This window comes from Streptomyces sp. NPDC048417 (genome assembly GCF_040651615.1).
Lineage (GTDB): Bacteria > Actinomycetota > Actinomycetes > Streptomycetales > Streptomycetaceae > Streptomyces.
On sequence record NZ_JBEZKI010000008.1, the window covers coordinates 25,567 to 38,100 of the forward strand.

At 72.8% G+C, this 12,534-nt stretch carries 10 protein-coding genes; 2 read left to right on the forward strand and 8 right to left on the reverse strand.

Going from position 1 to position 12,534, the window contains the following annotated elements; all coding sequences use genetic code 11:
- Positions 1–4 precede the first annotated feature (4 nt).
- From AB0D59_RS14380 to AB0D59_RS14415, 8 genes are all read right to left on the reverse strand, one after another.
- On the reverse strand, positions 5–502 hold the full coding sequence (locus AB0D59_RS14380; RefSeq protein WP_046731250.1) for a hypothetical protein: 498 nt from the start codon (positions 500–502) through the stop codon (positions 5–7).
- 170 nt (positions 503–672) lie between these two features.
- Positions 673–3,336 carry an AAA family ATPase gene (locus tag AB0D59_RS14385; protein WP_362564705.1) on the reverse strand — a complete coding sequence of 888 codons (2,664 nt, stop codon included), beginning with the start codon at positions 3,334–3,336 and terminating at the stop codon, positions 673–675.
- A 138-nt stretch (positions 3,337–3,474) separates the two neighbouring features.
- Positions 3,475–4,380 carry a universal stress protein gene (locus AB0D59_RS14390; RefSeq protein ID WP_362564706.1) on the reverse strand — a complete coding sequence of 302 codons (906 nt, stop codon included), beginning with the start codon at positions 4,378–4,380 and terminating at the stop codon, positions 3,475–3,477.
- A gap of 149 nt (positions 4,381–4,529) precedes the next feature.
- On the reverse strand, positions 4,530–4,772 hold the full coding sequence (locus tag AB0D59_RS14395) for a DUF397 domain-containing protein (RefSeq protein WP_351707479.1): 243 nt from the start codon (positions 4,770–4,772) through the stop codon (positions 4,530–4,532).
- A gap of 83 nt (positions 4,773–4,855) precedes the next feature.
- The gene (locus tag AB0D59_RS14400) at positions 4,856–6,022 is read right to left on the reverse strand and encodes a thiolase domain-containing protein (RefSeq protein ID WP_362564708.1); all 1,167 of its coding nucleotides are present in this window, start codon (positions 6,020–6,022) and stop codon (positions 4,856–4,858) included.
- On the reverse strand, positions 6,019–7,107 hold the full coding sequence (locus AB0D59_RS14405) for a thiolase domain-containing protein (protein WP_362564710.1): 1,089 nt from the start codon (positions 7,105–7,107) through the stop codon (positions 6,019–6,021). Before AB0D59_RS14405 ends, AB0D59_RS14400 begins: the two co-directional genes overlap by 4 nt.
- Positions 7,104–8,045, reverse strand: coding sequence for an OB-fold domain-containing protein (locus tag AB0D59_RS14410; RefSeq protein WP_362564712.1), 942 nt, complete (start codon positions 8,043–8,045; stop codon positions 7,104–7,106). Before AB0D59_RS14410 ends, AB0D59_RS14405 begins: the two co-directional genes overlap by 4 nt.
- A 12-nt stretch (positions 8,046–8,057) precedes the next feature.
- Positions 8,058–8,858: a crotonase/enoyl-CoA hydratase family protein gene (locus AB0D59_RS14415; RefSeq protein WP_362564714.1), complete on the reverse strand. Its 801-nt coding sequence runs from the start codon at positions 8,856–8,858 to the stop codon at positions 8,058–8,060.
- A 186-nt stretch (positions 8,859–9,044) separates the two neighbouring features.
- On the opposite strand from AB0D59_RS14415, the gene AB0D59_RS14420 reads away from it, so the two are divergent.
- Both AB0D59_RS14420 and AB0D59_RS14425 read left to right on the forward strand, forming a co-directional pair.
- Positions 9,045–10,655 (forward strand): acyl-CoA synthetase, encoded by a 1,611-nt coding sequence (locus AB0D59_RS14420; RefSeq protein WP_362564716.1) that lies wholly within the window; start codon positions 9,045–9,047, stop codon positions 10,653–10,655.
- A 110-nt stretch (positions 10,656–10,765) separates the two neighbouring features.
- Complete coding sequence (locus AB0D59_RS14425; RefSeq protein ID WP_362564718.1) at positions 10,766–12,490, forward strand: sulfatase; 1,725 nt, start codon at positions 10,766–10,768, stop codon at positions 12,488–12,490.
- Positions 12,491–12,534 lie beyond the last annotated feature (44 nt).

Below are 12,534 nucleotides of genomic sequence, written 5' to 3' on the forward strand. Positions count from 1 at the left end.
GTCGTCAGCCCTGCTGGAACAACTCCGCCGGGAGCGGTTTCAGCAGGGCGTACAGGTCGTCCGTGATCGGGCGGTCCCAGGCGGCGATGGTCACGAGGACGCCGTCGCTGCGGTCGAACTGGACGCAGGAGATCCGGCTCTCGGAGAGCTTGAGGCGGCGCACGATCAGCAGGTTGTCGCCCTGCAGGACCGGCATGTCCTCGGTGCCTACGACGGTGACGTCCTCGTCGTTCTCCAGCGCGAGCAGGAGCTGGCCGACCTCGAAGGGGACCTCGTCCTCCGCGACCTCGCGGGCGGGGGAGCCCTCGGGGAGGTTGCCGATGATCATCGCGGGGCCGCGGCCGCCGAAGAGGTCGTAGCGCAGGAAGACGCCCTGGCAGGTGCCGTCGGGGGCGGGCAGCAGCCCGGCGCCGAGGTTGCCGGGCCAGTCGCCCGGGTCCATGGCCAGTACGTCGAAGTCGGGGCCGGCGGGAGTGGCGCTGCGGCGACGGAGGAACGACATGCGGTCCATGGTACGGGTCGGCGGCGCCGGGCCGGGCCGAAGGCGCCGGGCAGGTGGCGGTGGTGCGGTGGGGGCGGCGCCGGGGCAGGTGGCGGTGGTGGGGCGGTGCGGCGCCGTTGTGGCTGTTCGCGCCGTTCCCCGCACCCCTTGGCATGCCGGCCCGGCGTCTGCTACAAAGCCGCCGCCTCCGTTGCCACCAGCTTGGCCCGCGCCTCGTCCGCCAAGCCGTCCGCCCCGCACCGCTCGGCCGTCTCCAGGCCCCTGCGGAGGTGGCTGGGGTCGTGCAGCTCTGTGCCCAGGGCCACCAGCGCGCATGCCAGTTCGTAGGCTGCCGGGGAACGCTCCAGGTGGGTCACCGCCTCCTTCAGGTAGGTCATGCGGGCCGGGCCCGTCGTGACCTCCGCCGCCGTGCGCAGGGCCTGGCCGATCGCCGACGGGGCGCCGAACTGGCGGGCGCGGCCGACCGCTTCCAGGGCCGTGGCCAGGGCACGGTCGGGTGTGTCGTGGCTCTCGGCGCGGGCCAGGTGGAGCTGCCAGGGGCACCACGCGGGGTTGCGGATACCGCGTGGTTCCAGGCGGCGGCCCGCGGCCGCGAGCTCGGCCGCCGCGTCCTGGGTGAGGCCGCGGGCGAGGAGCAGTTCGCCGTAGACGGTCTGGGCGTCGGGGAAGACCACGGCCGCCGGGAAGGGCTCGTGGAAGGAGTGGTCCTCGGCGACCTGGGTGGCCTCGTCGGTGCGGCCGCGGGCGAGCAGGGTCTGGACGAGGGTGCCGACCGCGTACCAGTGGGCGGGGGTGCCGGGGCCGACCCGTTCGGCGAGGCGCAGTCCGGAGCGGACCAGGTCCTCGGCCTCGGCGAGGTGTCCGCGCCGGTAGCGGACGTAACCGTGGAGGGTGTACGCGAAGGAGAGGTGCGCGCCGCGCCAGCCCTGGCGTTCGAAGTCGGCGGTGCCGGTGGCGAAGAGTTCCTCGGTGCGGTCGGGCCGGTCGGCGTACATGAAGGCGAGGGCGACCAGGACGGGCACCTCGAAACCGCGGTCCGACTCGGCCCAGCCGAGGCCGCCGGCGAGGGCGCGTTCGGCGTGGTCGAGCGCGACCTGGGCGGGTTCGCCGCGCTGGACCGCGTCCCAGGTGCGCAGGCCGATGATGTACCGCTCGGTGAGGTCGCGGCCCTGGAGCCGGTCGGCGAGCCGGGCCAGCCGGCGGGAGCGGGAGGGGTGGTCGGGTTCGTCGGCGCGGAAGGCGTCCCACATGAACTGTTCGGAGAGCATCCGCAGCCGGACCCGGGCGTCGCCGGTCACCCGGATCTCCCGGGCGAGGGTCTCGGAGGCCTCGGCGAGCCGGTCGCTGTGGGCGAGCACCTGGGAGAGGCGGTAGACGATGTTCTGGCGCAGCTCGGGCTCGGCGATGGGTTCCGCGAGGGCCGCGCGCAGGTGGTTGACGGTGGTGGCGGGTTCGGTGAGCAGGGAGGCGCTGCCGAGTTCGTAGAGGACGGCGGCGCGGTCCTTGGCCGGTGGCGGCTCGCGCAGGGCCCGGGCGAGGTAGCGGCAGGCGGCGTCGGGGGCGCCGGCCCGCAGGGTCTCGCCGGCGGCGGCGCGCAGCCGCCGGACGACCCAGGGGTCGCCCTCGGGGTGGGTCTCCAGGAGGTGGCGGGCGGCGGTGGCGGCGGCCTGGCCGTCATCGGTGACGCACCAGGCGGCCTGGCCGTGCAGGGCGACCCGGACGCCGGGCGGGATGGCCCGGTAGACGGCGGTGGCGATCAGCGGGTGGACGAACTCCAGGGTCTCGGCGCCGGTGAGGACGCGGACGCCGCGCAGGGCGTCGGCGGCGTCGGCGGCCTCCTCGTGGCCGAGGCCGGCGACGGCGGCGGCGAGCGCGGGATGGATCTCGGTGCCGAGGACGGCACAGGCCCAGGCGAACCGGACGGTGGAGGGGCCGAGGCGTTCCAGCCGGGCGATCAGCCCGCTGCCCTTGACGGCGGCGGCGAGGTCGCGCAGCAGGGGTGCGCCGGCCTCGGTGGGGTCGAGGCCCCGGTCGTGGACCTTGGCGGTCAGTTCGACGGTCTCGAAGGGGTTGCCGGCGGTGACGGCCCAGCACTCGTGGCAGAACGTGTCGTCGGCGTGCGCGCCGAGGCTCTCACGGACCAGGCCGGCGACGGCGTCGGCGCTGAGCGGTTCCAGGTCGTGCGGGCGGCCGCCGGCCCGGCCGGGCAGTCCGCGCAACGCCTCGGCGTGGTCCGGGAGTTCGTCGGGCCGGTAGGCGACGACGACGAGCAGCGGGAGTTGCTCGGCGCGGGGTGCGAACGCGGCGAGCCAGCCCAGGGATTCGGGGTCGGCCCAGTGCGCGTCGTCGAGGACGAGGACCATCGGCGCCTGGCGCACCACGAGGTGGGTGAGCACCCAGTCGAGGCCGTCGCGCAGGCCCTGCTGGTCGGGCGGGGCGCCCTCGGTGGGGGCGCACAGGCCCAGGGCGGGGCCGACGATGTCGTACCAACTGCCCAGTGAGGCGCGGAGTTCGGCCTCCGGTGCGCCGGCGAGGCGGGGTTGCAGGAGCTGGCGGGCGACGTGGAAGGCTACGCGCTGTTCCTGGTCGCCGCCGCGGGCGGAGAGCACCGTGCAGCCCTGGGCGGCGGCGCGTCGGCGGACCTCGGCGAGGAGCGTGGTCTTGCCGATGCCGGCGCGGCCGGCGAACGTGAGCAGCGCGCCGAGCGGCCGGTCGGCCGGTGCCGCGCCGTCCGCGCTCAGGCCCGTGAGTTCGGCCAACGCCTCGTCGACGGCGGCGAGTTCACTCTCACGTTCGTAGAGCGTCCGTCGGTTCCGCAGGACCCGCTGTCCCATGACCACCCCCTGCCACGGTGATGCGCGAGCGCGGGGAGCGGGCGCGCACCGTGGCTTGCAGGCAGCTCAGAGTACGCCCGATGAGCGTGATCCGCTCCCTACTGACGGTTACCGAGCCGGGGGGCTTGACAGGACACTTCAGGACTCTTCGGACGGTGACGGCGGGATCACCGCGATCGGGCTCGCCGCGTGCAGCAGGACGGCCTGGGTGACCGAGCCCATCATGCGGGCCGGGGCGAGCAGGCGCCGTCGATGCCGCCCGACGACGACCAGTTCGGCGTCCTTGGAGGCGGCGACCAGGGCGCCGGCCGCGTCTCCGGGCAGCGCGAGGGCCTCGGCGGGCACGTTCGGGTGCTCCTTGAGGTGCGGGGCGAGGAAGCCCTCGGCGAGGGTGCGGGTCTCCTGCTCGACCTCGTCCTGGTCGACGGTCGGCGGGGCGAGCTCTCCGGCCGTGGCCCAGAACTGGACCGGCCACGGGTAGGCGGCGATCACCTGGAGTCGGGCGCCGCGCCGGGCGGCCTCCGCGAAGGCGAACGCGAGGGTGGCGTCGTCGGGGCTGTCCACGTCCACGCCGACGACGACCCGGGGCCCGGGCCGCGTGGGGAACTCGTCGGGGACCTGCCGCCCCGGCCTGGGTACGACGACCACCGGGCACTGGGCGTCGCGGGCGGCGGCCATGCCGTTGGAGCCCAGGATCAGGCTGGCGAAGCCGCCGCGACCCCGGGAGCCGAGCACCAACAGCTGGGCGTCGGTGCCGAGTTCGGGCAGCAGTGCGGAGGGGGCGCCCTCCATGGCGACGTACTCCACGTCCGGTCCCCCGGCGCCGGCGGACAGCCGGTCGCGGACCTCGTCGAGGACGGGGTCGCCGGCCGTGTCGGGTTCTCCGGCGACCATGACGTCCGGCTGTCCCCAGGCGGCGTACTGGCGCACATGCACCACCCGCAGCGGCGCGTCCCGTCCCCGGGCCGCGTCGAGGGCCCAGTCCAGGGCGCGCAGGCTGTCGTCCGAACCGTCCACCGCGGCGATGACCGGCGCAGTGCTCATCGTTGCTCACCTCCGGAGTACGACCTTCCCTGTCCGGGGCCAGCCTGTCTCAGGCGGCGGCCCCGGAAGGGCGCTGCTGGTCACGTGTCCGGAAATCCTTGCGGAACACCCCCGGGTTCACCTCTCTGCCGCGCCACCGGGGGAGGCGCTCAGGTCAGGTCGAACTCGCCCTCCCGGGCCCCCGACACGAAGGCGCCCCATTCGGCGGGGGTGAAGATGAGGGAAGGGCTCTCCGGGCGGCCGCTGTTGCGCATCGCGATGAATCCCTCGACAAAGGCGATCTGGACATCCCCCCGGCCACGGCTGCTGGACTGCCACTCGGCCTCGCTGAGGTCCAGCTCCGGCTTGTCCCAGCCCAGTACCGACTGCTGCTGGATGGTGCTCTCGGCCACGTCCGTGCTCCTCCCGAATTCGTCGTCCGCGGCCAGCCTAGCTTTCGGTTCCGGCACTCAACAGGCCACGTGACAGGGTCCTTTCAGGAGTCGGGGGCCGCGGCACCGACCAGCCACATCGAGAAGAACTGGGAGCCGCCGCCGTAGGCGTGCCCGAGCACCTTGCGGGCGCCGTCCACCTGGTGTTCTCCGGCCTGGCCGCGGACCTGGAGGGCGGCCTCGGCGAAACGGATCATGCCGGAGGCGCCGATCGGATTGGTGGAGAGCACTCCGCCCGACATGTTGACGGGGAGGTCCCCGTCGAGCTCGGTGACGCCCGATTCGGTGAGTTTCCAGCCTTCGCCCTCCGCGGCGAAGCCGAGGTTCTCCAGCCACATGGGCTCGTACCACGAGAACGGTACGTACATTTCGACGGCGTCGATGTCCCGGCGCGGGTCGGCTATCTGGGCCTGCCGGTAGACGTCGGCCGCGCAGTCCTTGCCGGCCTGCGGCGAGACGGCGTCCTTGCCGGCGAACAGGGTGGGTTCGCTGCGCATGGCGCCGCCCAGCATCCAGGCGGGCGGTTTCGGGGAGCGCGCGGCTCCGGCCCGGTCGGTGAGGACCATGGCGCAGGCGCCGTCGGAGGAGGGGCAGGTCTCCGAGTAGCGGATGGGGTCCCACAACATGGGGGACGCCTGGACCTTCTCCAGGGTGATGCCGTGCTCGTGGAGGTGGGCGTAGGGGTTCTTGAGCGCGTTGCGGCGGTCCTTGTAGGCGACCAGCGAGCCGACGGTGTCGGGCGCGCCGCTGCGCCGCATGTAGGCCCGCACATGGGGGGCGAAGAAGCCGCCCGCGCCGGCCAGCAGCGGCTGCTGGAAGGGGATCGGCAGGGACAGTCCCCACATGGCGTTGGACTCGGACTGTTTTTCGAAGGCGAGGGTCAGCACGGTGGAGTGGACGCGGGCGGCGACGAGGTTGGCCGCGACGAGCGCCGTGGAGCCGCCGACGGAGCCCGCCGTGTGGACCCGCAACATGGGTTTGCCGACCGCTCCCAGCGCGTCCGCCAGATAGAGCTCGGGCATCATCACGCCCTCGAAGAAGTCGGGCGCCTTGCCGATGACGACGGCGTCGATGTCGGCCCAGTCCAACTCGGCGTCGTCGAGGGCGCGTCGCGCGGCCTCCCGGACCAGCCCGGCGATCGAGACGTCCCGCCGGGCGGCCACGTGCTTGGTCTGGCCGATCCCTACGACGGCCACGGGCTCCTTGCTCATCGCGGATCCCCTTCCTGAGAGGGGCTCTCCAACGGATCCCCTTCGAGTACGGCGACCAGGTTCTGCTGCAGACAGGGCCCGGAGGTGGCGTGGGCGAGGGCGCGGTCACAGTCGCCGCGGTGGATGCGGGCGGCGGCCTCGCCGATGCGGATCAGCCCGGCGGCCATGATCGGGTTGGCGGCCAGAGCCCCGCCGGACGGGTTCACCCGTACGTCGTCGCCGAGCCGCAGCGCCCTGCGGAGCACGACCTCCTGCGAGCTGAACGGCGCGTGCAGCTCGGCGGTGTCGACGGGCCGCTCGAAGACGCCGGCCCGCTCGGCGGCGAGCCGGGCGGACGGTGCGTCGGTCAGGTCGCGGACGCCGAGGCCGTGCGCCTCCATACGGTGGTCGATGCCCCGGATCCAGGCGGGCCGGGAGCACAGCTCGCGGGCCCGCTCCCCGGCCGCGAGGATCACCGCGGCGGCCCCGTCCCCGATGGGCGGGCAGTCGCCGGTGCGCAGCGGCCGTACCTGGTAGTCGCCCTGCGGCACCGAACCCCGCAGCTGAGCATGGGGGTTGGCACCGGCGTCCGCGCGGCTGCGGGCACCGACCGCGGCCAGCGCGGGCTCGTCGGTGTGGCCCGCGTCGATGAGGGCCTGCGCCTGGAGCGCGGCGAGGGCGACGGAGTCCGGCCAGAGGGGGGCCAGGTAGTAGGGGTCGAGCTGGCGGGTGAGCACGTCCCGGACGGAGCCGGGTGAGGACTTGCCGTACGAGTAGACGAGGGCGGTGTCGGCGTCCCCGGTGAGCAGTTTGGTCCACGCCTCGTACAGCGCCCAGGCGCCGTCCATCTCGACGTGCGACTCGGAGATCGGCGGCCAGGCGCCGACGCCGTCGAGGGCGAGGGTGAAGGAGAAGGCGCGGCCGGCCAGGTAGTCGCTGGAGCCGGAGCAGGTGAAGCCGATGTCGGCGGTGCGCAGCCCGGTCTGTTCGAGGACGTCGTGCAGCACCGGCATGAGCATCTCGACCTCGGAGAGCTCCTCGCTGGTGCGCCGGTGGCCGGTCTGCGCGAAGGCGACGACCGCGATGTCCCGCGTCGGTGCGGTCACAGCAGCTCCTTGTACGTCTCGTAGTCCGCGTCGGGTTCGCCGGTCGGCCGGTAGTGGTCGGGGAAGCGGGCCCCCTCGGTCCACACCGGCTCGACCCGGAGGCCCATCCGCACCTGGTCGTAGGGGATGCCCCCGATCCGGCCGTGCAGGGCGAGGCCGGCGCCGTCGAGGGCGATGTGCCCGTAGACGTACGGCACCTCGATGTCGAGGTTCTTCGCCTTGACGTTGACGATGCAGAAGGTGGTGACCGTGCCCCGGGGACCCACTTCGACCTGTTCCTCTGTGGCCACCCCGCAGGTGGGACAGGCGCCCCGGGGCGGGACGTACACCTTCCGGCAGGAAGGGCAGCGCTCGCCGTAGGTCCGCCGGGTGGACAGGGCGTTGATGTAGGCGGACTGGGCGCGGCCGGGTGAGTAGGTGTAGTCGAGGCGGGCGTGGGCGACGATGCCGTGCACGGCGTCCTCGAACTCGCCGCTGTGGCCGGCCGGTTCGGCCGCTTCGCCGTCGTACGGTTCGAAGCAGGCGATGTCGGTGATGGCGCCCGACCGTTCCTCGGCCCAGCGGACACGGACCCGCATGCCGGTGCGGACGGCCTCGGGGCCGGGGGCGTCGAGGGCGTGCAGCAGGGCGGTGTCGGCGCCGTCGAGACGGACCAGGACCCAGGCGAAGGGGGTGCCGAGGGGCTGACCGCGGCGGGGTTCGTGGTTCCAGGCCCAGGTGGTGACGGTGCCGGTGGGGGCGACCTCGACCAGGTCGCGGATCTCCTCGGCGGTGACCGGGTCGTACTCGACGGGCGGGACGAGGGTGCGGCCGTCGCCGGTCTTCACACCGAGGACGACGCGTTCGCGCAGTCCGGTGAGGAAGGCGCTCTGGACCGGGCCGAGGGAGCGGGTGAAGGGAAACTCGACGACGAGCGGGGCTTTGAGGACTTCGGGCATGCCCGGTCTCCTTCAGTGACGCTGGTAGAGGGGCGGTCGCTTCTCCGCGAAGGCGCGGGCGCCTTCCTTCGCGTCGGCGGTGTCGAAGACCGGCCAGCCGCGCTTGAGTTCGGCGGCGAGTCCGTCGGTCTCGGTCAGTTCGGCGGTCTCGTACACCGACGCCTTGACCGCCTCCACCGCCAGCGGCCCGCACGCGTTGATCTGTTCGGCGATCTCCAGGGCCTTGTCGAGGGCGCCGCCGTCCGGGACGACGTGGCCGACGAGCCCGATGCCGGCGGCCTCGCGGGCGGTGTACGGCCGTCCGGTGAGCAGCATCTCCAGGGCGTGGGTGCGCGGGATCTGGCGTTGCAGCCGGACCGTGGAGCCGCCGATCGGGAAGAGCCCGCGTCTCACCTCGAACAGGCCGAAGGTCGCGGACTCGCCGGCAACCCGGATGTCGGTGCCTTGCAGGATCTCGGTGCCGCCCGCGACGCAGTAGCCCTCGACGGCGGCGATCACGGGTTTGCGCGGGCGATGGTGGCGCAGCATCGCCTTCCAGTGCAGGTCCGGGTCGGCTTTCAGCCGGTCGCGGAGCTGCTCGCCCGCCATGCCCTGTCCGGCCAGCGCCTTGAGGTCCATCCCGGCGCAGAAGGCGCCGCCGGCTCCGGTGAGCACGATCGAGCGGACCGCGTCGTCCTCGTCGGCCTCGATCCAGCCGTCGTACAGGCCGACGAGCATGGAGATCGAGAGCGCGTTCTTCGCCTCGGGCCTGTTGAGCGTGAGCACCAGTGTGGCGCCCTCGCGCCGTACGGTGAGGTGTTCCGTCCCACCCATGGACCTCTCCCCTCTGCCGGAACGAGAACAGGTTGCAGTAGGGCGGGAGGCACTTCAAGGGTTTTCTGACAGACAGTCAGATTTCTTCGCGCGAACCCTTCCCACTTGCCGCGCCCTTTGCTCTGATGACCGGCGAACCGACAGGTGCGCCTTTCTTCGCCATGGTTGCCGGGGTCAGGAGGAGCGGTGGAGTACAACCTTGCCGATCTGTTCGAGTCGGTCGTCGACGTGGCCGCGGACCGCGAGGCGCTCGTCTATCTCGACCACCCCGGCACCGGCGCGGAACGCCGGCTGACCTACGCGGAGCTGGACGCGGCCGCCGACCGTATCGGCCACCATCTGGCCGACAGCGGGATCCGCCCCGGCGAGCATCTCGGGCTGCACCTCTACAACGGGGTCGAGTACCTCCAGACGGTACTCGGCTGCCTGAAGGCGCGGGTCGTGCCGGTCAACGTCAACTACCGCTATGTCGAAGAGGAGTTGGCATACCTCTACCAGGACGCCGACCTGGTCGCGCTGGTCTTCGACGCGGAGTTCGGCGACCGGGTGGCGGCGGCGCTGCCGCGGGCGCCGAAGCTGCGGCACCTGGTGCGGGTGGGTGAGCCGGAGTCCGGCCCGAAGTCCGTGCCCTTCGCGGAGGCCGAGGCCGCGGGGTCGCCCGAACGGGGCTTCGCGGCACGCTCGGCGGACGACCAGTTCATCATCTACACCGGCGGCACCACCGGGATGCCCAAGGGTGTGATGTGGCGTCAGGAAGATCTGTTCTTCGCGGGGCTGGGCGGTGGCGCGCCGACCGGTGAGCCGGTGAAGCGGCCGGAGGAGCTGGCGGAGCGGGTCGCGGCGGGCGGCACGGGCATCACCTTCTTCCCCACTCCCCCGCTGATGCACGGCACGTCGACCCTCACGACGTTCATCGGCTTCAACTTCGGGCAACGGGTGGTGATCCACCGCAGGTTCGTGCCCGAGGAGGTGCTGCGGACCGTCGAGAAGGAGAAGGTCACCAGCATGTCGCTGGTCGGCGACGCGATGCTGCGCCCGCTGATCGACGCCCTGAAGGGGCCGATGAAGGGCACCGACTGCTCCTCCATGTTCAGCGTCTCCTCCTCCGGTGCGATCCTCTCCGAGACCGTGCGCCGGCAGTTCAGCGAACTCGTCCCGAATTGCGTGCTGCTGAACAACTTCGGGTCCTCCGAGTCCGGCTTCAACGGCACCGCGACGAACGACTCGGGGGCCGGCATCCAGTTCCGCGTCCGCGTGAACTCCCGTACCCGGGTGGTCGATCCGGCCACCCACGAGCCGGTCGCGGTGGGCGAGATCGGCCGGGTCGCGCAGAGCGGCCATGTCCCGCTCGGCTACTACAACGACCCGCGGAAAACGGCCGAGACCTTCTTCGAGAAGGACGGCCGGCGCTGGGTGCTTCTCGGCGACATGGGCACGGTCGACGAGGACGGGGTCGTCACGGTGCTCGGCCGGGGCTCGCAGTGCATCAACACCGGGGGCGAGAAGGTGTACCCGGAGGAGGTCGAGCAGGCGCTGAAGTCCCATCCGGACGTGTACGACGCGCTGGTGGCCGGGGTGCCGGACGCCAGGTGGGGCAGCCATGTGGCGGCCGTGGTGCAACTGCGCGAGGGCGCCGGCCGGCCCTCTCTCACGGACATCCAGACCCACTGCCGTACCCAGCTGGCCGGATACAAGATCCCCCGGCAGCTGGTGATCGCCGAGTCCATCCAGCGGTCGCCGAGCGGCAAGGCGGACTACCGGTGGGCACGGGAGGTGGCGGTGGCCGCCGACCGGTAGGACGCGGGTGTGCCGCCGCGGCCGGGCGGCCCGGGGGGCCGTACTCTGTGCGCACGATTCGACGTGGATCATGCGCGCAGTGTCACGACGGCCGCTCGGAAGGACCTCCGGTGTCGCACCTCACGCCTCCTCAGCCGCCGGACACCGAAGCCCCGTCGAAGGCCCCGCCCGCACAGGCCGGGCCCGGCGGTGACGTCGGCCGGCGGCGGAGCCATCCGCCTCTCGCCCGGGGGGTCACGGTGGGGACGACGGTCCTGGCTGCCGCTCTGCTGCTGGGCGCGCTGGCGCTGCCGAACCGGCTCGACCTGCTCACGCCGCCGGCGTTCCTGCGGATTCCGGTCGAGGGGATCGTGCTCGCGGCCGTACTGCTGGTGCTGCCCGGGCGACCGCGGCGGGTCACGGCGGTGCTGGCGGGCGTAATGCTCGGTGTGCTGACGCTCCTCAAGTGCCTGGACATGGGGTTCTACTCGGTGCTGCAACGCCCCTTCGACCTGGTGCTCGACTGGATCCTGGTGGACGACGCGGCGGACTATGTGCGCGAGTCGTTCGGCCGGACCAGTGAGGTGCTCGCGATCGCCGGGGCGCTGCTGCTCGTCGTGGCCGTGCCGGCCCTGACCGTCCTCGCCACGGTGCGGCTCGCCGACCGGATGGCGCGCAGGCGCCCGCCCGCGGGCCGTACCACCCTCGCCCTGGCCGTCGCCTGGGTCACCTGCACGATCTTCGGTCTCCAGGTGGGCGGTGCCCCCGTCGCCTCGACGCTGGGCGCGCAACTGGTGGCGGAGCGGGTGCGGGCGGTCCGCGCCGGGCTCGCGGACGCGCGGGTCTTCGAGGCGGAGGCCGCCGTCGACGCCTTCGCCAGGACGCCACCGGACCGGCTGCTCACCGGCCTGCGCGGCAAGGACGTGCTGTTCACGTTCGTCGAGAGTTACGGCCGCACGGCGATCGAGGACCCGGCGATGGCGCGGCAGGTCGGCGCGGTCCTCACGGAGGGCACCGCGTCCCTGAAGGCGGCCGGTTTCGACGCGCGCAGCGGCTGGCTGCGGTCGCCGGTGATCGGGGCGGGCAGCTGGATGTGCCACGCCACGCTGCTGTCCGGACTGTGGATCAACAACCAGCAGCGCTACCGCCACCTCGTCTCCGGCGACCGGATGACCCTCAACAAGTACTTCCGCAAGACCGGTGCGTGGCGCACGGTCGGCGTCGTCCCGGGCGTCCGCCGGGCCTGGCCGGAGGCCGGGTTCTTCGGCCTCGACCGCTCCTACGACTCCACCCATCTGGGCTACCGCGGCCCGTACTTCAGCTGGAGCCCGGTCCCCGACCAGTTCACGCTGGAGGCCTTCGAGCGCCTGGAGTTGGGCAGGAGGAACCGGCGCCCGATGATGGCGGAGATCGTCCTCGCCTCCAGCCACCAGCCCTGGGCGCCCCTGCCCCGCATGATCGGCTGGCAGGACCTGGGCGACGGCTCGGTCTTCGGGCCGATCCGGCGGGCGGGCAAGGACCCGGCGGAGGTCTGGAAGGACACGGAGAGCGTGCGCACCGAGTACCGGGTCTCCGTCGAGTACTCGCTGCGGAGTCTGATCGGGTTCATGGGGCGCTACGCCGACGCGAACACGGTCCTGGTGTTCCTCGGCGACCACCAGCCCCGCCCGGAGGTCGTCGCGGGCAGCCCACGCCGGGACGTCCCGATCACGATCGTCGCCCATGACCCGAAGGTCCTGGACCGGGTGGCCGGCTGGGGCTGGACACCGGGTCTGAAGCCGGCCGGGGACGCCCCGATCTGGGCGATGAACCAGTTCCGCGACCGCTTCCTGAAGGCGTTCGGGCCACGGTACTGAGCCCGGCTGGGGAGTCCAGGAGACGAAACCCCACCCGTGCGGGC